Origin of the sequence: uncultured Desulfovibrio sp. (assembly GCF_910584445.1) — a bacterium.
Classification (GTDB): domain Bacteria; phylum Desulfobacterota; class Desulfovibrionia; order Desulfovibrionales; family Desulfovibrionaceae; genus Desulfovibrio.
On the sequence record NZ_CAJUBO010000015.1, the window covers coordinates 42,544 to 62,440 of the forward strand.

Consider the following 19,897-nt stretch of genomic DNA (forward strand, 5'->3'; position numbering starts at 1 on the left):
GGGGCGCGGCAGTTGCGCGGCACTCCGCCTCGCGCTATGCTTTTCCGCGGCGGCATCCGTGTTCGTCATGAAAACCTGAAAGGCGGCAATCCATGGATATTGACGGCATCCGCGCCCTGCTCGCGGACGACAGGCCCACGGTGGGCACCTGGCTCCAGTTCCCCTCGCCGGATGTGGCGGAACTCATGGCCCGCGCGGGTTACGACTGGGTGGCCGCGGACCTGGAGCACGGCTCCTTCGGGCCGGGAGACCTGCCGGACATCTTCCGCGCCGTGGAGTGCGGCGGCGCGGCGCCTTTCGCGCGGCTCCCCGAGGCCTCCAAGACCTGGATCAAGGCCGCGCTGGAGGCCGGCGCCCAGGGGCTGATCTTTCCCATGATCGAGAGCCGCGCCCAGCTCGACCGGGCCATCGACCTCGCCACCTACCCCGGTCAGGACGGGTGGCGCGCCGCCGGCGAGACGGCCCCGGAATACCGGGGCGTGGGCTATTGCCGGGCCAATGTGTTTGGCAAGGCCTTCGACGCCTACCGGGAAGGCCGCGCGCCGAAGCTCTTTCTCGTGGCCCAGATCGAACATATCCGCGCCGTGGACGAGCTTGACGCCATCCTCGCCCATCCGCGCCTGGACGCCATCATGGTGGGTCCCTATGACCTTTCGGGCAGCATGGGGCTGACGGGGCAGTTTGGGCACCCGGACTTTCTGGCGGCCATGGAGCGCATCAAGGCGGCCTGCGCCCGCGCCCACGCCCGCATGGGCCTGCATATCGTCCAGCCGGACCCGGCGGCGCTGGCGCGGGAGATCGCGGCGGGCTGCCGCTTCATCGCCTACGGCATCGACACGGTCTTTCTCTGGCGCGGGTCCGAACGTCCGGCCGGCGCCTGATCCCACGCGCGCAAGGAGGAACTGCCGTGCGCATCACTGTTTTCGGCGGCTCGGGCTTTCTCGGTTCGCATATTTGCGACAAGCTCTCGGATGCCGGGCATGCCGTGACCATCGTCGACATCCATCCCTCGCCCTGGCTGCGGCCCGACCAGCGGATGCTGACCGGCTCCATCCTGGACGAGCGCACCGTGGCCGAGGCCGTGGACGGCGCGGACATGGTCTTCAACTATGCGGGCATCGCCGACATCGGCGAGGCCAATGCCCGGCCCGTGGATACGGCGCGGATCAACGTGCTCGGCAATGTCATGGCGCTCGAAGCCTGCCGCAGGGCGGGCACTCTCCGCTATGTCTTTGCCTCCTCGCTCTATGTCTATGGCAAGTCCGGCGGCTTTTACCGGTGCAGCAAGCAGTCCTGCGAGATCTACATCGAGAATTACCAGGCCATGTACGGGCTGCCCTACACCATCCTCCGCTACGGTTCGCTGTACGGGCCGCGCGCCGACAAGCGCAACGCCATCGAGCGTTTTGTCCACGAGGCGCTGACAACGGGCGTCATCACCTATTACGGCGCGCCCACGGCCCTGCGCGAATACGTCCATGTGGACGACGCCTCCACGGCCACGCTGGAGATCCTCGCCCCCGAGTTCGCCAACCAGAACATCATCATCTCCGGCAACCAGCCCATGCGTGTGGGCGACCTGTTCAAGATGATTGGCGAGATGCTCGGCAAGGAGCTGGTCATCGAATACCAGAACGACCCCAACAGCGGCCATTACCAGATCACGCCCTATGCCTTCATGCCCAAGGTGGGGCGCAAGCTCGTGCCGCCGCTCACCGTGGACCTGGGCCAGGGCATCCTCCGCGTCATGGAGGAAGAGCATCGCGCCCTGCATCCCGAACTCCAGTCCGAGGGGGGCTATCTCGTCCCCACGGATGATTAACGCGGCCACGACCGGATCCCCTCTAACCGCTCCAAGGAGCACGCCTGTGAACATCATTGCCGTCATCCCGGCGCGCATGGGCTCCAGCCGCTATCCCGGCAAGCCCCTGGCCCTTATCCGCAACGTGCCCATGGTGGGCCATGTGGCCTTCCGCACGGCCATGAGTCCGCTGCTCGATTCCACCTGGGTCGCCACCTGCGATCCCATCATCGAGGACTACTGCAAACGCGTGGGCCTCGCCTGCGTCATGACCGGCGACCATCATGTCCGCTGCTCCACGCGCACGGCCGAGGCGCTGCTCAAGATCGAGTCCGCCACCGGCAGGCGGGCGGACATCGTGGTCATGGTCCAGGGCGACGAACCCATGGTGCGCCCGGAAATGATCGACGCCGCCGTCCGTCCGCTCCTGGACGATCCCGGCGTCAATGTGGTCAACCTCATGGCGGAAATGGACACCGTGGAAGAGTTCGAGGACCCCAACGAGGTCAAGGTCGTGGTGGACCGCGCGGGCGATGCGCTCTATTTTTCGCGCGAACCCATCCCCTCGCGCAAGAAGGGCGCGGACACGGTCCCCATGCGCAAGCAGGTCTGCATCATCCCCTTCCGGCGCGACTATCTCCTCCGCTTCAATGCCATGGAGGAAAGCCCGCTGGAGATCTATGAATCCGTGGACATGCTCCGCATCCTGGAGCATGGCGAAAAGGTACGCATGGTGCCCACGAGCTGCCGCACCTGGAGCGTGGACACGCCCGAGGATCTCGCCCGCGTGGCCCGGCTCATGGAGGGCGATGACCTCATGGCGGCCTACGCCGACAGGGCGCGCTGATGGGGCGTGGGGGAGCCGGCGGCAACGCGCAGGCGCCTTCGCCCTCCGGCGCGCCGTCCGCGCCCGGGCCGGCGGCGCGGTTTGCCGCCGCTCTGGAAGAGTTCTGGATCGCGCTTTTCGGCTGGGTCCCCACGCCTCTGGGCGTGGCCCTGCGGACGCTGGCGTGGAGGCCGCTTTTCGCCGCCTGCGGCCCGGTGCGGTTCGGCACGGGCCTGACCCTTGCGGGATGCCGGAACATGCGGTTCGGAAAGGGCGTGCGCGTCGGGCGGTTTTCCATCCTCACGGCGCAGGACGGGGAGCTGACGCTGGCGGAGCAGGTGTCCCTCTCGCCGGGGGTCCATCTGGGCGCGGACAACGGCCGCATCGAGATCGGGCGCTGCGCGGCCATCGGGCCTGGCACGGTCATCCGCGCGGCCAATCACCGCTTTTCCCGGCGGGATGTCCCCATCATGCATCAGGGCCATGTGCCGGGGACGGTGATCATCGAGGAAGATGTCTGGATCGGGGCCAACTGCGTCATCACGCCCGATGTCCGCATCGGCCGCGGGGCGGTGGTGGGCGCGGGGGCGGTCGTCACGCATGATGTGGCGCCGTTTTCCGTTGTGGGCGGGGTGCCCGCGAAGGTCATCGGCCGGCGCGGTCAGGAAGAAGGGTAAGGCGGAGACATGAAACTGGAATGCCTGGTTTTTGACTGCGACGGCGTCATCCTGGACAGCGTGCCCGTCAAGACGCGGGCCTTTGCCCGGCTGGCCGAACCCTTCGGCCCGGAGGCGCGCGACCGTTTCGTCATGTACCATACGGTGCATGGCGGCGTGAGCCGCTACCGCAAGTTCGCCTGGTTCTTCCGCGAGGTGCTCGGCCGGGAGATCACCCCGGAGGAATCCCAGGCCTGGGGACAGCGCTTTGCGGAATATGCGCTGGACGAGGTGCGCCGCTGCGCGCTCATCCCCGGCGCCGCCGACGTGCTGGCGACCTGGCGCGGGCGCCTGCCGCTTTATGTCTGCTCCGGCGCGCCGGAGGAGGAGGTCCGGGCGGTGCTCGCCGAGCGGGGGCTGGCGGATGTTTTCACCGGCATCCATGGCTCGCCGCCGGCCAAGGCCGAACTTCTGGCGCGCATCGTGAGCGGGTCCGGCGTGCTCCCCGAAGCGGCCCTCATGGTGGGCGACGCCGTGACGGACCGCGATGCCGCCGAACAGGTGGGCACGCGCTTTTATGGCGTCGGGGCGGAACTCAAGGGAGGTCCCTTCCCGTGGGGAGAGGATCTGCGGAGGCTCAATGCCTGGATCGAGGAGCATGTCTGAGCGCGGAGCGCTCCGGGGGCTGGCGCGCGGCGCGTGCGTCCTGCTTGTGGCGGTTTTCCTCTGTGCCTGCGGTCCTGATGATGAGGATGCGGCGCGGCGGGGAGACGGAGCGCCCCGGGAAACCGCCGCCCCGGTCGGGAGCGCGACCGGCGCGACCGGCGCTCCCGGCGCCCCGCAGGTCCCCGCGGCCGTTGCGGACGCCGTCCCGGCCACGCCGGAACCGGCCCTGACCCCGGAAGAGCGGGTCCTGGCCGAGCGCGCGCTCGAGTTTCACAATACGGCCCTGAGCGCCCTGGAAGAAGGCTATTACGCCCTGCCGGACGCGCTCTACGCCAACGCGCGTTTGTACCTCAAGACCTGGCGCTTGCCGCGCAGGCCACGTCCCGCGGACAGCCGCGAGGCGGCGAGGGCGCGGCTCACGCCCGGGTCCGGCCTGTTCAGCGAGGAGGAGGCGGCGCGCCTCGCCACCGCCCTTGACGGCATGGACAAGGCGCTGGATTCGCTGCTCGGCCGCTACAGGTCGCTGGAACGCTATGTGGCCGATCCCGACATCCGGGACGACGGCGCCAGGGGCACGGCGCTGGCGCGCAAGCTGGAGGGGGACCATGCCGTCTTCATGGCCGCCCGCAAATCGTGGCTGGAAATCGTCGGGGCGCGGGCCGCGGCGGCTGAGGCCGCGCTTTTGCGCGAGCACCCCCTGCAACGCCAGATCCGGGGGGCGGAGTCCATCTTTGCCTGTTTTGCGCGGACAGCCGCCGCCCTGGGCGCGGAAGATGCCAACGGGAGCGGCACGGCCACCCAGGGGGAGGGAACAGCGTCCTCCCGCAACGAAAGGGAGGCCGCGGCCCGCGCCGAGCTTGAACGCATCCATGCGGAACTGGAAGCCGACCTCGCCGCATCCGGCAAACCGCCTTTTCCGGCCGCGCCGGAGCTGGAGCGACGCTACCGCGCGTTCCTCAAGGAGGCCTCGGCCTATGCCGACGCCCTTGGCCGGGGCCTGGCCGAAGGCTTTTTCGGCCCGCAGCGGCGCGAGCTGAATGTGGCGGCCGCGCGCAGCCGCGCGGCCTATAATGCCTTTGCGCGCGCGGCCAACGGCCTGCGGACGCGCTGACGGCATCCCGCCTCCGTCCACAGGGCTTTTTCTCCACGGCGCCATTGTTCCGCTTCCTTGCGGTCCCGGCCCTGTCAGGTACCTGACAGGGCCGGCTGTTTTTGCAGCGCGCAAAGGCGGTTTTTTGTGAAGGCTGTTCTTCTTTCCTGTTATGACAACGTGTTATGTATCTGGCAAGGACTTTGCAAAGGAGAGGGCGACACACGGCGTCGCCAGGGCGATCCGTGCGAGGCAAGGGGATGTCGGTTCATGGGGAAATGCCGGTGAGGCCAGGCGCCGAACGCGGTGAGAGAGCGTTTCTGGGAGGTTGCCATGTTTTTCTTGCTCGGAGGCAGCGATAAGAAGGCCCGCAAGGCCGAGAAGCAGGGCCGCGCGCCCGCGGCGGATTCGCGCGTGCGGGAGGCATTTCTTGCCGGGCGTTTTCCTGTGGTCACCACGCATCAGGTGGAGGGCCGCAAGATCGCCAAGGTGCTGGGCCTTGTGTGCTGCCGGGGCTTTGACTCCGAGGAGGCCTTTTTCGGCATGGCCGCCCGCGCCATGAACAAGGGCGCCCAGGCCATCGTGGGCTATAACGAGAACGTGGCCTTCCATCCCGACGGGAGCAAATATTTCACCTGTTACGGCACCGCCGTTTTGTTCGAGTATGACCCCACAGACCCGGAAAGCCTGCCGCTCATGCTCCAGCAGCGCTTCCGCGAGCGCGACCAGCGCATCAATGACGATATGATCTGACGCAGTGCGGACGGCCTGGCGGCGGATTTTCGCCAGGCCGTTCCGTAAATGATTCCCAAGGGCGTGTGCCCCGGCGGCCAAAACTGGTGATCTTCGGCCGCCGAAGCATATCTGTGTGCGCTTTCCCGGCTTGTGGTCCCGGGCAAAGCGGATCACACCCGGGAAAACTTCAGGCGCAGGCGGCGGCCCATGGCGTCCCGGGGCCGTCACGGAGACGCCCTCCTTGCGGGCCGCATGCCCTCGCCGCGGGAACTGCCTGTGCGTACCTGTTTTTTCTGCCCCCCTCTGCGGAAGCCGTCCGGCGGCATGGCCGTCATGGCGCAGCTTGCCGCCCATTTGCACGCTGCCGGCTGGCCCGTGGCCTTTGTCGTCAATGGCGAAATGCCGCCAGGAGTGAGCGCGCCCGACATTCCCGTCCTCACGCTGCAAACGGCAGCGCTGGCGCCAGGCGACCGCTGGATAGTTCCCGAAGGCTGGCCGGCCCTCCTGGCACCGGGCCTGCAGGCCCGGTGCCGATGCGCCGTCTATGTCCAGAACTGGGCTTTTGTCCACGGTATCCTGCCGGAAACTGTGGAATGGCAAAAGCTGGGGCTACGCATGTTTGCCGTGTCCTCCCCGGTCGCCCTCTTTGTCAGGGAGACGCTGGGACTCGCGGCGCCCATAGTGCGCCCGGCCATAGATACCGGACTCTTTTCCCCGGCGCCGGAGCTGCGGCCCGATCCCGCCGAGGAACTGCGGATCGCCTGGATGCCGCGGAAAAACCGGCACCTCGCCGTCCAGATACGCCGGATCTTCGAGTCGCTGGTCGCGCGGGCCGGGCGCAAGCCCCCCGTCTGGATCCCCATTGAAAACCTTCCGGCCGCCGATGTGGCCGGGGTCCTGCGCACGGCGCATGTGTTCCTTGCCACCGGGTTTCCCGAAGGGTTCGGCCTCCCCCCGCTCGAAGCCATGGCCTGCGGTTGCCTGGTCGCCGGCTTCTCGGGCATGGGTGGCTGGGACTATATGCGGCAGGCCTTGCCCCGCGGCTTCAGGCCCTGGTTCGACCTGCCGGAGGTGCCCTGGGGCGCCAATGGCTTTTTTGCGGCTGATGGCGATGTCTGGGGCGCGGCCATGGCGCTCGGGGCAGCCTGTGACCGCCTGCTCGGGGGCACGGCCGTGGAAATCGTGGAAGCCGGCATCACCGCCGCCCGGTGGTACTCGTCCACGCGGCAGAGGGAAGAACTCCTCGGCCTTTGGCAGGAGCAAAGCTATTGGCGGTGACGCGGCAGGCAGCGCGCCGGGCGGCCGTCAGCCGCCGAGATAGGCTTCCCGCACGGCGGCGTCGGCGAGGAGATTGGCCGCCGTGTCCTCGCGGACCACGCGGCCGACCTCCAGCACATAGCCCCGCGTGGCAAGCTTGAGGGCCGCGCGCGCGTTCTGCTCCACCAGGAGCACCGTCACGCCGCGCTCGTTGATGGCGCGCACGGTGTCAAAAATGGAGCGCACGAGCAGCGGCGCCAGGCCGAGGGATGGCTCGTCCAGCAGGAGCAGGCGCGGTTCGGCCATGAGGGCGCGGCCTATGGCGAGCATCTGCTGCTCCCCGCCAGAGAGGGTCCCCGCGAGCTGGCCCTTGCGTTCCAGCAGGCGGGGGAAAAGGTCGAAGATCCACTCCAGCGTGCGCTCGCTGCGGGCCGGGTCGCGGATGCTGAAGGCGCCGAGGCGCAGGTTCTCCAGCACGCTCATGGCGCCGAAAACGCGCCGTCCTTCCGGGGCCTGGGCAATGCCCAGGCCGACGACCTCATGGCTCGGCAGGCGCAGGAGGGGCGTGCCGTCAAAGAGGATCTCGCCCGAACAGGGGCGCACCAGGCCGCTGATGCTGAGCAGGGTCGTACTCTTGCCCGCGCCGTTGGCGCCGAGGATGGTAACGATCTCGCCCTCGTCCACATGGAGATTGATGCCGTGCAGGGCCTCCACGCTGCCGTAGCGCACCCGGATGTCGGAGAGTGTCAGGAGTGCCATGTCACCACCGCTCGTCGTCCGCGCCGAGATAGGCCTCGATGACCGCCGGGTCCTCGCGCAGGGCCGCCGGGTCGCCCTCGGCGATGAGCGTGCCATGCTCCAGCACCACCAGCTTTTCGCAGACCTGCATGACCAGGCGCATGTCGTGCTCGATGAGCAGGATGGTGATGCCCCGGCCGCGAATGGCGCGGATGAGTTCCACCAGGGCCGCGGTCTCCTGGTCGTTCATGCCGCCGGCGGGTTCGTCGAGGATCAGCAGGCGCGGGTCCGAGGCCAGGGCGCGCGCGATCTCCAGCAGGCGCTGGTTGCCGTAGGAAAGGGCATGGGCCATGGCTTCGGCCTGGTCCGCCAGGCCGACGAACGCCAGTTCTTCCAGGGAGCGGGCCACGGCCGCGCGTTCCTCGCGCCGCTGCCCCGGCGTATGGAGCATGCAGGCGAAAAGCCCGGCCTTCATGCGGCAGTGGCGGCCGGCAAGCACGTTCTCCACCACGGGCAGGCGTCCGAAAAGGCGGATGCTCTGGAACGTGCGGGCAATGCCAAGCTCCACGATGCGGTGCGGCGCAAGGCCGGTGATGTTCCGCCCGGCGAAGCGGATCGTCCCGCGTTCCGGCGCGTAGTTGCCGGTGATGCAGTTGAAGACCGTGGTCTTGCCCGCGCCGTTGGGACCGATGAGTCCCACCACGCTGCCTTCCTCCACGGTGAAGGAAAGATCGTTGACCGCCACCAGGCCGCCGAAGACCTTGGTCACGTCCTCCAGTTCCAGGAGCGTCATGAGGGCGCTCCCGCCCGGCCGGGCGGCGTGGCGTAGCGGCGGGGCAGCGGCGGCAGAAGCCCCTGCGGCCGCCAGATCATCATGATCATCATTGCCAGGCCGAAAATGAGCATCCGGGCTTCGGAAAATTCGCGCAGCAGCTCGGGCAGGCCAATGAAGAGGAAGACGCTCACGAGCACGCCCACCTGGCTGCCGCCGGAGAGGATGACCACGGCGAAAAGAATGACCGATTCCATGAAGTTGAAGGATTCCGGGGCGATGGTGAGCATCTTCGCGGCATAGACCGTGCCGGCCACACCCGCCCAGACAGCGCCCAGGGTAAAGGCCGCCAGCTTGTAGCCCGTGACGTTGACGCCGCAGCCCTCGGCGGCCACATCGTCTTCCTTGATGTAATTGAGGGCGCGGCCGAAGCGCGAGCGCCACAGCCCGTAAAAGAGGAGCAGGCTCACCCCCACCATGCCCCAGACAAGATAGTAGAACTGCGGCCCCTTGACGATCCTGAAACCGAAAAACACCGGCCGCGAAATGCCGAAAATGCCGTTGGCGCCGCCCGTGAGGCCGAAAATATCGTTGATGAGGGCGATACGCACGATCTCCACGATGCCGATGGTGACGATGAGCAGATAGTCGCCGCGCAGGTGGATGATGGGCCGGGCCACGGCCAGGGCGAACAGGCCCGCGGCCGCGCCCGCCGGCAGCATGGTGAGAAAGATGGGCCACTGGCACTGGGTGTTGAGAATGGCCGTGGCATAGGCGCCCACGGCGAAAAAGGCCGCGTGCCCCATGTTGAAGATGCCGGCCTGGCCGAGCATGACGTTCAGCGAGAGCGAGAGCAGGGCATACAGCCCGATCATGACGCACACGTCCGTCCAGTAGGCGTTGCAGGCCAACGGCAGGCCGGCGATGATCACGGCGAGGATGACATAGAGGGGCGCGCGGCGGCTCATAGCTTGTCCGCCGTGCGTTCGCCCAGGATGCCCGTGGGACGGATGATGAGGATGAGGATGAGGACGAGGAAGGCCACGGCGTCCTTCCAGGCCATGGCGACATAGCCGGCGGCGAGCGCTTCGGTGACGCCGAGGAGCAGGCCGCCCAGCATGGCGCCCGGGATATTGCCGATGCCGCCAAGGATGGCGGCGGTGAAGGCCTTGAGTCCGTAGGACCAGCCCATGGTGAAGTCGATCTGGCCGTAATAGATGCCCACCATGAGTCCGGCCATGCCGCCAAGCCCCGGCCCGATGAGGAAGACCAGGGCGATGACCCTGTCCACGTTGATGCCCATGAGCCGGGCGGCGCCGGGGTCGATGGCCGTGGCGCGGATGGCGGCGCCCATGCGCGTGCGCTGGATGAATGCCGAGAGCGCGAGCATGAGCGCCACGCTCGCGCCGAGGATGAGCAGGCGCACGCCGGGCACGCTCACGCCGAAGAGGCTGACCGTGAAATCGGGCCGGAGAAAGTCGGGATAGACATAGACCCTGGCCCCGTAAAGGAGCATGATGGCGTTTTCGAAAAAGATGGAGGCCCCCAGGGCCGACACCACGGCCGAGAGCCGGTTGGCGCCGCGCAGGGGGCGGTAGGCCGCGCGTTCCAGCAGCACGCCGATGAGGGCCACCAGCAGCCCGACCATGAGGAAGACTGCCAGCACGGCCACGGCCGGCGGCAGGATGCCCGCGAGGTTCCAGCTCGCCAGCAGGGTGAGGCCCAGATAGGCCCCGATGGTGAACAGGTCGCCATGGGCGAAGTTGATGAGCTTGAGCACGCCATAGACCATGGTGTAGCCCAGAGCCACCAGAGCGTAGATGCCGCCCACGGCCAGACCGTTGAGAAGCTGCTGGAAAAACTGTTCCATGACGTGCGTGTCAGGTGCCCGTTTCTGCCCGTCGCGCCGCGTCCGCGGCGACCCTGATGGCCGCGGGCAAAAACGCGCGGGTTTCGCTCCCGGCGGTCAGGCCGCCGCAAGCCCCATGCGGGTCCCCAGTGGCTGCGGTCGCGCGCGGAGGCTAGCGCGGCTGCAGTTCAAAGGTCCCCGCGCCGTTGACCACATAGGTGCGGTAGAATTCTCCCACCCGGTCGCCCTTGGCGTCAAAGCCGAGGCTGCCGGAAAGGCCGGGCATGTCCTTGAGGCCCTTGAGCCACGCGGCCATGGCTTCCGGCTCGGTCTTGCCCGCGGTCAGCGCGGCCTCCACCGCCTTGTAGGCGTCCCCGGCGAGCACCGCCCATACCGAAACGGGCACGCTGGCGTATCTGGCCTTGTACGCCGCGAGAAAGTCCCTGGCTTCCTTCGTGTCCATATCCTGCGGCAGCGGCGGGCTGATGAAGAAATAGCCTGCGGCGGCCTCAGGCCCGGCGATCTTGACGAGGTCCTGATGGTTGGCCGCGTCGCCGCCCATCATGGGCACGTTCCAGCCCATTTCCTTTTTCTGGCGCAGGAGCATGCCGGTCTCGGGGTAATAGCCGGTGAAGAAGATCAGGTCGGGATTGGCGGCCTTGAGCTTGGTGAGGATGGCCGTGTAGTCGCGTTCGCCCGGCGTCAGCGCGTCGAAGAAGATGACCCTGATGCCGTCCTTTTCCAGCGCGGCGCGGCTTTCCTCGGCGAGGCCCTTGGCGTAGGAGGAATTGTCGTGGAGCAGGGCCACGGCCTTGTAGCCGCCCTTTTTGATGGCCGCGGCCGCGGACTTGCCCTGGGCGTCGTCACGCGGGCAGGTGCGGAAGAAGCGCTCAAGCCCCTTTTCCGTGAGGCGCACGCTGGTGGAGCCGGTGCCGATCTGCACCAGGCCGGATTCATCCAGAATGTTCTGGCTCGCTTCGGTCACCGCCGAGCCGTAGGTGCCGATGACCGCCACAACGCCCGCGGAGGCGAGCTTCTGGGCGGCAAGGGCCGCGGTGCGCGGGTCTCCGGCGTCGTCCTCCACCACCAGACGCACCGTATCGCCGTTGATGCCGCCCCGGGCGTTGGTCTCGTCCACCAGGAGGCTGACGATGTTCTTCATGTCCTGGCCTTCGGAGGCCCACTTGCCCGTGAGCGGGCACATGAGGCCCACCTTGATTTCCCCGCTCAGGGCGGGACGGGCGATCAGCACGGGCAGAAGCGCGAGCGCCAGCGCGCCCAGCAGGCCGAAAACTCTCTTCATGCGGAACCTCTCACAAGCGGCAATGTTGAAAGTGGCGGCATCGTACCGCAAAACTCGACAAAGCAAAAGCCCCAATCCCGCGCGGGATGCCGGAGCGCCCTGCGCGTTATCAGGGGGCATCGCCCGGTGAGCGCCCCAGATGGCGGACGACGGCGGCCGCCACGCCTCGCGCTCCCGGGGTGGCGTCCGGGCGCGGGCGGTCCCGCCGCTGGCGCGCGGCGCGGAAATGGGGCATACTGGCGCCGTGGCCGGACTCTCCGCGCGGTGCGGCTCCCCACCGGTCACAGGAGCGACGGATGGACCCCGATACCTGGAAGATCCTGCTCGAATATTTCGATTACCGGCAATTCCTTGCGAGCAACCCGCCCCTGCGGCTGGCCTGCATCTTCGGCGGCATGTGCCTCATGGCGGCGGCCATCCACGCGCTTTCGCCGTGGTGCCAGCGCAGGCTCGAAGCCTTTGCCGCCAGAAAGTACCATCTGGAGGGCGGGGGCAGCGCGCCCTCGGGCAAGGGCGCCGGCGGCAAGGGCGCCGACGGCGGGGACGGCACGCTCAACGCCATGGACTTCGCCATGTTCGAGCGCGTCATGGTCAACCTCAGGCGGCTGCTCTATCTCGCCATTCTGGCCTGGGGGGCGCACATGCTCAGGCTCGCGCCGGCCTACGCCACCGCCATCGCCTCCCTTTTCTCCATCATCTGCACCATCACGGGCATCGCGTTCGTGGCCTCGCTGGTGCCGTTCAATCTCGACCTCTACATGCGCCGCCACGGCGAGACGCTCAAGACCTCCCAGACCCGTTCCCTCATGCCCATCATCACGGGCATCATCTGGGCCGTGGGACTCACCTTCCTGCTGGACAACATGGGCTTCCACGTCTCGACCATCATTGCGGGACTCGGCATCGTGGGCGTGGCCGTGGGTCTGGCCGGGCAGGCGATCCTGGCGGATTTTTTCAGCTATATCGTCATCCTGCTCGACAAGCCCTTCCGCATCGGCGACCATGTGCAGCTTGCCGGCGGCAAGGCGGGGGATGTGGAATACATGGGACCCAAGACCACCCATCTCCGCAGTCTGGAGGGGGACCTCATCATCTGCGCCAACTCCGAAATGACGCGGGGCGTCATCGTCAATCTCGGCAGCGTGCGCGAGCGCCCGGTGGTGCTGGAAATCGGCGTGGCCTACGAAACGCCCATGGACGTGGTCAGGCGCGTGCCGGACATCCTGCGCGAGGTGGTGGACTCGTTCCCGCGCTGCAGTTTCGACCGCGCCTGCATGCTCGGGTTCGGCACGGCCAATTACCGGTTCCAGCTTCTCTATGTGGTGCGGCAAAGCGGCATCCGGGAGTTCCAGCTGACGCGTTCGGCCGTCAACCTCGCCATTCAGGAGCGGCTCAATGCCGGGCATATCCCCAGCGCCTATCCCACGACCCATGTGCTGCTGACGGAAACGCCGCAGGGCGCAGGCCCTGCCGCGGGCGCCGCGCCTGCCCCCGCAGCGGACCCCGGCGCCGGCGCGGCATCCCCGCCGCCCGGCGCGTGAGCGGCCGCGCGCTGCGTCTGCCCCCGCCGGCCGGCCCTCAATGCCGGTGCCTGCGCGGCGTATTCTCCACAGCGTCGTCCCTGCGGAGCAGCAGGGTGAGAACGCAAGAGAGCAGCAGGCACACGCCGAAAAAGATATCCGCCAGTGCATAGCTGCCGCAGAGGTCATGCGAAAGCCCCATGACGGGAAAGCCCGCGCAGCGCAGGATGATGAAGAAGGAGATGAACTTGTAGGCCGACAGGAAGTTCTGGCTGCCGAAATAGTAGGAAACAACGGCGGGCAGCACTGTCCACAGGCCGCCGATGCAACTGCCGAACGCCATGCTGAAGAGGGCCATGCTGACCAGCGATGGCGGCAGTTGCAGCAGGAGCAGGCTCGCCACGCTGCAGGCCATGATGAGCCTGGCGGCGGCAAGCGGCGTGAAACGGTCGCTGAACCAGCCCCAGGCGTACTTGGCAAGGGCCGCGAACAGGGCGGAAAGACACGCCAGGAGCATGGCCGGATAGGGGGCGAGGCCCATGTCCGCGAAGCGGGGCTTCATCTGGCTCATGACGGCGGAACCGGTCATGAGCGCCAGGCCGAAGGCCAGCCCCACGAACCACGCCTGCCGTGAATGCGCCAGCGCCATGAACGAGGCGTTGACCCGCGCCACCCCCGCCGCGCGCGGTTCATGCCGCCGGCCGTCGGGATGCAGCTCCATGGCCTGCGGCTCGTCACGCACGAGGAACCAGGAAAGTGGCGCCAGCAGAAGGGTCAGGGCGCCCAGCGCCGCATAGGAGGCCGCCACGCCGCAGCCGTGGATCAGCACCATGCTCAGGAAGGGCAGGATGACGCCGGAAAGGGAGGTCCCGGCATTTGCCAGGCCGAACGCGCGCCCCTGGAAATGGCGGAACCAGCGGCTCATGAGCGCGTTGCCCACCACGCCCCCGCAGAACTGGGTGCAGACCCAGAGGATGATGAAGAACAGCGTGAACAGGCGCAGACTGTCCGTCATGCCCATGCAGACGGTCGCCACGCCGCCGCACAGCGCGCCCAGAGTGGTGAGCGCGCGCAACGAGTGCCGGGTGGACACCGCCGCCGCCAGCGGCATGGCGAGCTGGCCCATGAGCGCGGCAAGGCCCATGCTCACGTTGAGTCCCGCGCGTGACCAGCCGTGCAGCTCGCACAGCGGTTCCATGAAGGCATTCATGCAGTAGAGCGCGCTCCCCTGGAGCATGAAGTTGCAGCCCATGGTGAGGAAGCTCAGTTTCCAGCCGTAAAACATGATCGTCGTGTCCGTGCGTTGCCGCGCCATCGCCGGGAGACGCGCTGCGGCATGTTCCTGTCTACTTCCTGTCTACAGCGGCAACACTTTGAAATGCTGCTCCGGGAGGATCCCCTTGAGGATGTCCCTGACGCTCAGGGAAGCGACGCCCCTGGCCCGCGCCCGGGCAAGCCAGTCCTCGAGCACGGCGATATTCTGCGTCATGTGGGTGTTGAACACGCCCGCGCCCCCGTATTCCCGGCGGCACTGCGCGGCGAGCCGTTCCGTCTCCGCCGCCGGGGCCGCGCCCACAAGGCCGAGGCTCGCGCGGTAATAGCCCGCGCCCATCCGCAGGGACTCGAGGTAATCCTTGAGGTCGCTCCCGGCCTGGGCCAGCAGCTTTTCGGCCTGCGCCCTGGTGGCCGCGTCCATGGGTTTTTTCAGCATCTCGCGGATCTTTTCCCGCTGTTTGTACGCCGCGCTGTAGCGAAAGGCAAAGGCGCGCAGGGTTTCGGCCTGATAGAGCAGGGAGCGGAATTCGTGTTCCAGCGTTCCGGCGCGTTCGCGGCGGGCGGCGCTTTCCTGATCTTCAAGCATGGCGCGCAACTGGTCGAGCTGGGGCTTGAGTCCCGGGGCGGCGGCGGCAAGGGCCTCCACGGCCTCCAGAGGCGTGCGCCCCGCCCTGGCGGCCGCGGGCGCGGGGGCGCGTTCTTCCCGGCGCAGGAGTTCCAGCCGCTCGGCATTGGGGATATTGATCCCGGAAAGCGCCACGCGCATGCCCAGGTCTTCGGGCCTGCTCGGCCCGGATGCCGTGAGGAGCGGCACCTCGTCGCGGCGCCCCGGCGCCACGCCCGCCGCGTCGCTACGGAAGCTCCCGCCCTTGACGAGGATGCCGCCCGCCGCCCCGTGGAGCCGCCGGCGCACGATCCCCGACTGCATGTCCGCAATGGAAAGACGGAAAAAGCCGTCCGTCATTTCGCGCACATTGCCGAGAGTATCGTGGACCCCGAGGGGATTGGCATTGCGCGAGCCGATGGGCGCCGGGCCTGACAGGACCGCGTCAGCGGAAAAAACGCCGTAATCCTTGAGCGCCTTGCCGTCCTCCAGCGGAAAAACGTCCTTGTCCGCCCACCATTCCGGGGGCACGCTGGCGCCGCCGCGCGCCGCGAACTCCCATTCCTCTTCCGTGGGCAGGCGCAGGAAGCCCACATTTTTTGTGCCCGCGAAGCGCGGCAGGCTGTCGGCATGCTCGCGCACCAGCCACGCGTTGTATTTCTGGAGAAAGCGCTGGGCGTCGAACCAGGAGATGCCGCCCTCCGGCAGGTTGGCGCCCGCCGGGGCCGTCGCGCCCTTCACCGGGCAGGCGTCCGCGTCCACACTGCCGTCGTCGTTGACGGCGCGCATGACCGCCTCCCACTGGAGACGGCTGATCTCGTACTTGCCGATGAAGTAAAAGGTGTCGCCGGCGGTCTTTTGGGCGGTGTCGTCGGCGGCGACGGCCGGGCGCCAGCCGGCGGGCAGGTCGGTCAGGGTGAAGGGCGCGGCGATATGGCCGTCGAACTGGCGTTCATAGACCTGGCGTTCGCCATCCGCGGCATTGACCACGCCCATGGAAAAGGTCCTGTCCTTGATGAGTCCGCCGGCGGGCACGCGGACCGCGCGCAGGCTCAGGGAAAGGCCGCAGGGCATGGGCAGGACGATGTCGTCCCGCGCCGGGCGCGGGTTCCAGGCTGTCTCCACGGGAACGCCGTCATTGGCGGACGTGAAGGCCGCCGGCGCGGGGCGCGGCGCAAGCAGGAACAGGGCGGCGAGGGCGGCGCAGATGCCCCCCGGCAGACGACGACAGGCGGGCGCGTGCATGGTCACACCTCGCGGATGACGATGGAGGGTTCGACAGCCGCCGCGGCGCGGGCGGCCCGTGCTGTGGAGAGCAGCGAAAGCGCCACCACGGCGGCGGCCGCGCAGGCCACGTCCATGGGGCCGAGGCGGCAGGCGATGGCGCCGCCCTCGTGCGCGAAGGCCCTGGCAATGCCGAGGCTCACCGCCGCAGAGACCAGACAGGAGAGGCCCAGACCGCAGAGCGAGGTGAGCAGGCTCTGCGCCATGGGGTAGAGCATGAGCGCCGCATGGGGAAAGCCCAGGAGCCGGAGCATGCCGAGCATGCGGCGCTTGCGCTCCACCGCGCCCTGGACGGAACTCAGGGTGAAGGCGGCGAAACCCGCGCCCACAGCCAGCGAGATGATGAGGATGACCTGGTTGATGGACGATTCCAGCAGGCGGATGGCGGCGATCTCCCGCGAGCGCGTGCGCGTCTCGATATGGCGTGCCTCCAGGGCGGCGGCGAGGCTCTCCACCGCGTCCAGATCCCGCGCATAGAGCCGGAAGGAGGCATATTCCCGTTCTCCGGCGCGGGGTTCGCCCGTGAAACCGCGGCCGGGCACTTCCAGATAGTCGCGGTAGTCTTCCAGATCCCGCAGGGTCGCCAGGGGGGCGAACGCCATGCGCCGGTCGGCGGCCGTCTCGGGCAGGACGGCCGTCACGCGGAAGACCAGCCGCGCGGATTCCAGGCGTCCGTCAGGCGTGCGGCGGCCCAGGCGCGCCAGCAGCAGGTCGCCGGGCGCCGCGCCCAGAGCGCGGGCCGCCGGGGCGGAGAGCACCAGTTCCGGCCGCGCGCCGTCAGCGGGCGCCGGGATGCCGTGGTGCGCCAGCACCGGCTCGCCGGGGGCGCTCGGCTCCAGAGAGAGGCTGGCGCTTTTGCCGTCGCCGTTTTCTCCGGCGGCGAGGGTGATGTCCGTGGCCGTCTCGCGGGTGCGGCCGATGGCGAAGGCCGCGCCCGGCAGGCGCCCCAGGTCTGCCACGGTCCGGGCGCTGAAGCGGCCGCCGTCGCTCTTGGGCGTGATGATGAGCACCGTGGGGTCTTGCAGCAGGCGCTGGCGCATGCCCTCGATGACGCCGTTCTTCAGCCCCTGAAGGACCAGAAGGGGCGTGAGCATGCTCGCCAGGGCGAGGATGGCGCAGAGCGTGAGCGAGCGCTCGAAGCGCCAGTCGCGCGCGGCAAGGCGCAGGGCAAGGCCGAGCTTTTTCAGCATGGGGCGGCCTCCGCATGGGCGTTGTCATCGTCCAGAACGGCGGTGACCCCCTCGTCGTCCTCCTCCATGCGGAAGGCCAGTTCCGCGAGTCCGCCCCGGCGCGCCCAGTCAGCATTGTGCGTCACGAGGACAAGGCTGCCCTGGTGGAACTCCAGCGCCATGAGAAAGGCATCCATGACGCGGGCCGCATGCACGGGGTCCAGGGCGGCGGTCGGCTCGTCGGCGAGGATGAGCTGCGGCCCTGGCGTGAGGGCGCGGACAATGGCCGCGCGCTGGCGTTCGCCCACGGAAAGCGTGGCGGGCATGCTCCCGAGCAGGTGGTCCACGCCCAGGGCTTCGGCAAGCCCTTTGGCCCGCGCGGCGGCCTCGGCGGCCGGCATGCCGGCGAGCCGCGCCGTGAGCGTCATGTTTTCGCCCACGTCGAGAAAGGGCAAAAGTTCGCCGGACTGGAGCACATAGCCCATGTGTTCCAGGCGCAGGGCGGCCATGGCGTCGTGGCGTTCCCCGCGCCAGAGGGCCGTCACGTCCAGCGGCGGGGCGTCCGCCCGCGGCGCGAAGCTGAAGCGTTCCGCGCTGTCGGGCCGCAGGGCCAGCCCGAGCAGGTCGAGGGTGGTGCTCTTGCCGCAGCCGCTTGGTCCGGTGATGGCAAGCCGCGCCCCGCGCGGGACGCGCAGGCTGCGGATGAGCAGCCGGTAGCCCTGTTCGCGCTGGCGGCGTTTGACGAGATTTTCTATGGCATAGAGCATGTCCGGCCTCTGCGGCGGCCATTGCCGGTTTCCGGCCCGGACTCTGGCGCGCCGTGCCCCGAGCATGCCAAACCGGGCGGCAAAGGTCGAGGAAAAAGCGCGGCTCCCGCCGGGAGAGGCGGGAAAACAGGTTCAGGAGTCAGGAAACTCCGTTAACTAGGGTCTGGACCTATTCTATTAATGTGACTGCTGGCTTGGGATGTGGCAGCTTGTGCAATGCCACAATCATCCGTCAAAAACAGCTCTTTTTGCGCTGGCGGCGTCACTGGACGATTTTTGTCGGTCATGTACTTAAGTACATTCCCTCCCAAAATCGTCCACTTCCTTGCCAGCGCAAAAAAATCTTATTTTTTAGGATCCTTGCGGCGACAGCCCCCGCCCTTCGCTCCGCTTCGGGCGGCCAGCGGAAAAATCTCCTTTCCTCGCTGAAAAAACTATAACGTACTTTAATGTGGCCTGAAACTACGCTCTGGTCGTTTCCGCGAGGGAAAGGGGTTTTTCCGCTGCCCATCCCCGCGCCGGGCCGGACAGGACAGGGCGCCCAAGGCGTTCGGAGACCGTCATGGATATTTATTATTTGATAAAAGAAATCATTTCATGTACTGTTTATGAAGGAATATTTCTTGATGCATATTCGCCGAGGTGCCCGCATGTCGCTGTCCCGCCATCGGAATGATCTGGAAAAACTGTACGCGGCCCGCATCGCCCATGCCTCGGCCGATCCCCGCCAGGTGCTGTTCTGCCGGAGCCTGCGCTATCTCATCGAACATGCGGAAGAGTTTGACGCCTGCGTTCCCGAGGACAATCCCTTTTATCAGGAATTCGCGGCATTGCTGGCGCAGGGCTTCGGTTCCGAGGAGGACTGCTTCAGCCTCTTTGAATGTGTGGTCATCTTTTTCCGTCTGCGCCAGTGCTTCCGGGGCATGGCCGAGCCAAGCCCGGTGGAGCGCGATGTGCTGCGCCATTTCGAGCAATGCGGCGAATGGCGCCCGGAGGACGCCACGCTCGTGTGCGAATGGTACTGGCGGCGCATTCCCACACTGGCGGGCGGGCATGCGCCTGTCGCGGGATGATGCCGCCGCGGGGCAGGCCTATGGCGCCAGCAGCCTGCGCGCCAGGGCCACGCTGCCGAGGCCGAGAAAGACCAGGGCGATGGAGCCGGCCACATGCAGGGTCACCGCGCAGGCGCAGAGCAGCCAGCGCCCCTGCTGGAGAAGGGCCGTCATTTCCGCCGAAAACGCGGAAAAGGTCGTCAGCGAGCCGAGAAAGCCGGTGATGACGAGCAGCCGCCATTCTCCGGCAACGTGGGGGAAGAGGGAAAAGATCCCCAGGGCCACGCCCATGAGCCAGCCCCCGAGCCAGTTGACGGCCAGGGTGCCCAGCGGCAGGGCGGCCACAAGGGGATTGAGCGCCTGATTGGCGAGCCAGCGGAGGCTGGCGCCGGCGCAGGCGCCCAGGCAGACGGCGAACAGAGAGTGCAGCATGCTGATGTTGATGCGGCGCGCGGCCTTTGGGCCGCGCGCCGTTTTTCGTTTCAGGTCCAGGGCATCCGTGCCTAGAACGCGCCGGGATTGGCCGCCACAAG

Annotated in this window: 20 protein-coding genes; 10 read left to right on the plus strand and 10 right to left on the minus strand. The window is 67.7% G+C overall.

Features of this window, described 5'->3' with window-relative positions:
- Positions 1 to 92 precede the first annotated feature (92 nt).
- The 8 genes from QZ294_RS08130 to QZ294_RS08165 all read left to right on the plus strand — a co-directional run bounded on the left by QZ294_RS08130 (position 93) and on the right by QZ294_RS08165 (position 7,052).
- On the plus strand, positions 93 to 881 hold the full coding sequence (locus tag QZ294_RS08130; protein ID WP_297048807.1) for an aldolase/citrate lyase family protein: 789 nt from the start codon (positions 93 to 95) through the stop codon (positions 879 to 881).
- Positions 882 to 907: 26 nt separating this feature from the next.
- Positions 908 to 1,822 carry an NAD(P)-dependent oxidoreductase gene (locus QZ294_RS08135; protein ID WP_297048809.1) on the plus strand — a complete coding sequence of 305 codons (915 nt, stop codon included), beginning with the start codon at positions 908 to 910 and terminating at the stop codon, positions 1,820 to 1,822.
- Positions 1,823 to 1,868: 46 nt separating this feature from the next.
- A complete protein-coding gene (locus QZ294_RS08140) occupies positions 1,869 to 2,648 on the plus strand; it encodes a 3-deoxy-manno-octulosonate cytidylyltransferase (RefSeq protein ID WP_297048810.1) in 780 nt (259 codons plus the stop codon).
- Positions 2,648 to 3,304 (plus strand): DapH/DapD/GlmU-related protein, encoded by a 657-nt coding sequence (locus tag QZ294_RS08145; protein ID WP_297048812.1) that lies wholly within the window; start codon positions 2,648 to 2,650, stop codon positions 3,302 to 3,304. The genes QZ294_RS08140 and QZ294_RS08145 overlap by 1 nt, the downstream gene beginning before the upstream one ends.
- A 9-nt stretch (positions 3,305 to 3,313) precedes the next feature.
- A complete protein-coding gene (locus QZ294_RS08150) occupies positions 3,314 to 3,949 on the plus strand; it encodes an HAD family hydrolase (protein ID WP_297048814.1) in 636 nt (211 codons plus the stop codon).
- Positions 3,942 to 5,060, plus strand: coding sequence for a hypothetical protein (locus tag QZ294_RS08155; RefSeq protein ID WP_297048816.1), 1,119 nt, complete (start codon positions 3,942 to 3,944; stop codon positions 5,058 to 5,060). Before QZ294_RS08150 ends, QZ294_RS08155 begins: the two co-directional genes overlap by 8 nt.
- A gap of 312 nt (positions 5,061 to 5,372) precedes the next feature.
- A complete protein-coding gene (locus QZ294_RS08160; RefSeq protein WP_297048819.1) occupies positions 5,373 to 5,792 on the plus strand; it encodes a hypothetical protein in 420 nt (139 codons plus the stop codon).
- Positions 5,793 to 5,981: 189 nt separating this feature from the next.
- Positions 5,982 to 7,052 (plus strand): glycosyltransferase family 1 protein, encoded by a 1,071-nt coding sequence (locus tag QZ294_RS08165; protein WP_297048821.1) that lies wholly within the window; start codon positions 5,982 to 5,984, stop codon positions 7,050 to 7,052.
- Positions 7,053 to 7,079: 27 nt separating this feature from the next.
- Here the strand turns inward: QZ294_RS08165 and QZ294_RS08170 are convergent, their stop codons facing one another.
- The 5 genes from QZ294_RS08170 to QZ294_RS08190 all read right to left on the minus strand — a co-directional run bounded on the left by QZ294_RS08170 (position 7,080) and on the right by QZ294_RS08190 (position 11,693).
- Positions 7,080 to 7,790, minus strand: coding sequence for an ABC transporter ATP-binding protein (locus tag QZ294_RS08170; protein ID WP_297048823.1), 711 nt, complete (start codon positions 7,788 to 7,790; stop codon positions 7,080 to 7,082).
- 1 nt (position 7,791) lies between these two features.
- A complete protein-coding gene (locus QZ294_RS08175) occupies positions 7,792 to 8,562 on the minus strand; it encodes an ABC transporter ATP-binding protein (RefSeq protein WP_297048825.1) in 771 nt (256 codons plus the stop codon).
- The gene (locus tag QZ294_RS08180) at positions 8,559 to 9,509 is read right to left on the minus strand and encodes a branched-chain amino acid ABC transporter permease (RefSeq protein WP_297048826.1); all 951 of its coding nucleotides are present in this window, start codon (positions 9,507 to 9,509) and stop codon (positions 8,559 to 8,561) included. The genes QZ294_RS08175 and QZ294_RS08180 overlap by 4 nt, the downstream gene beginning before the upstream one ends.
- Positions 9,506 to 10,411, minus strand: a complete 906-nt coding sequence (locus tag QZ294_RS08185) for a branched-chain amino acid ABC transporter permease (RefSeq protein ID WP_297048829.1) — start codon at positions 10,409 to 10,411, stop codon at positions 9,506 to 9,508. The genes QZ294_RS08180 and QZ294_RS08185 overlap by 4 nt, the downstream gene beginning before the upstream one ends.
- Positions 10,412 to 10,562: 151 nt before the next feature.
- Positions 10,563 to 11,693 carry a branched-chain amino acid ABC transporter substrate-binding protein gene (locus tag QZ294_RS08190; RefSeq protein ID WP_297048831.1) on the minus strand — a complete coding sequence of 377 codons (1,131 nt, stop codon included), beginning with the start codon at positions 11,691 to 11,693 and terminating at the stop codon, positions 10,563 to 10,565.
- A gap of 296 nt (positions 11,694 to 11,989) precedes the next feature.
- Between QZ294_RS08190 and QZ294_RS08195 the strand changes: the two genes are divergently transcribed.
- Complete coding sequence (locus QZ294_RS08195) at positions 11,990 to 13,234, plus strand: mechanosensitive ion channel domain-containing protein (protein ID WP_297048834.1); 1,245 nt, start codon at positions 11,990 to 11,992, stop codon at positions 13,232 to 13,234.
- Between the two features lie 37 nt (positions 13,235 to 13,271).
- Here the strand turns inward: QZ294_RS08195 and QZ294_RS08200 are convergent, their stop codons facing one another.
- From QZ294_RS08200 to QZ294_RS08215, 4 genes are all read right to left on the minus strand, one after another.
- Positions 13,272 to 14,498, minus strand: a complete 1,227-nt coding sequence (locus QZ294_RS08200) for an MFS transporter (protein ID WP_297048836.1) — start codon at positions 14,496 to 14,498, stop codon at positions 13,272 to 13,274.
- Between the two features lie 72 nt (positions 14,499 to 14,570).
- Positions 14,571 to 16,337, minus strand: coding sequence for an SUMF1/EgtB/PvdO family nonheme iron enzyme (locus QZ294_RS08205; RefSeq protein WP_297048838.1), 1,767 nt, complete (start codon positions 16,335 to 16,337; stop codon positions 14,571 to 14,573).
- Between the two features lie 2 nt (positions 16,338 to 16,339).
- Positions 16,340 to 17,566: an FtsX-like permease family protein gene (locus tag QZ294_RS08210; RefSeq protein WP_297048840.1), complete on the minus strand. Its 1,227-nt coding sequence runs from the start codon at positions 17,564 to 17,566 to the stop codon at positions 16,340 to 16,342.
- Positions 17,560 to 18,312 (minus strand): ABC transporter ATP-binding protein, encoded by a 753-nt coding sequence (locus tag QZ294_RS08215; protein WP_297048841.1) that lies wholly within the window; start codon positions 18,310 to 18,312, stop codon positions 17,560 to 17,562. Before QZ294_RS08215 ends, QZ294_RS08210 begins: the two co-directional genes overlap by 7 nt.
- Before the next feature lie 650 nt (positions 18,313 to 18,962).
- Between QZ294_RS08215 and QZ294_RS08220 the strand changes: the two genes are divergently transcribed.
- Positions 18,963 to 19,385, plus strand: coding sequence for a hypothetical protein (locus QZ294_RS08220; protein WP_297048843.1), 423 nt, complete (start codon positions 18,963 to 18,965; stop codon positions 19,383 to 19,385).
- 18 nt (positions 19,386 to 19,403) lie between these two features.
- On the opposite strand, the gene crcB is transcribed toward QZ294_RS08220, so the two are convergent.
- On the minus strand, positions 19,404 to 19,897 hold a 494-nt coding region (gene crcB, locus QZ294_RS08225; RefSeq protein ID WP_297048845.1), incomplete at its 5' end, for a fluoride efflux transporter CrcB.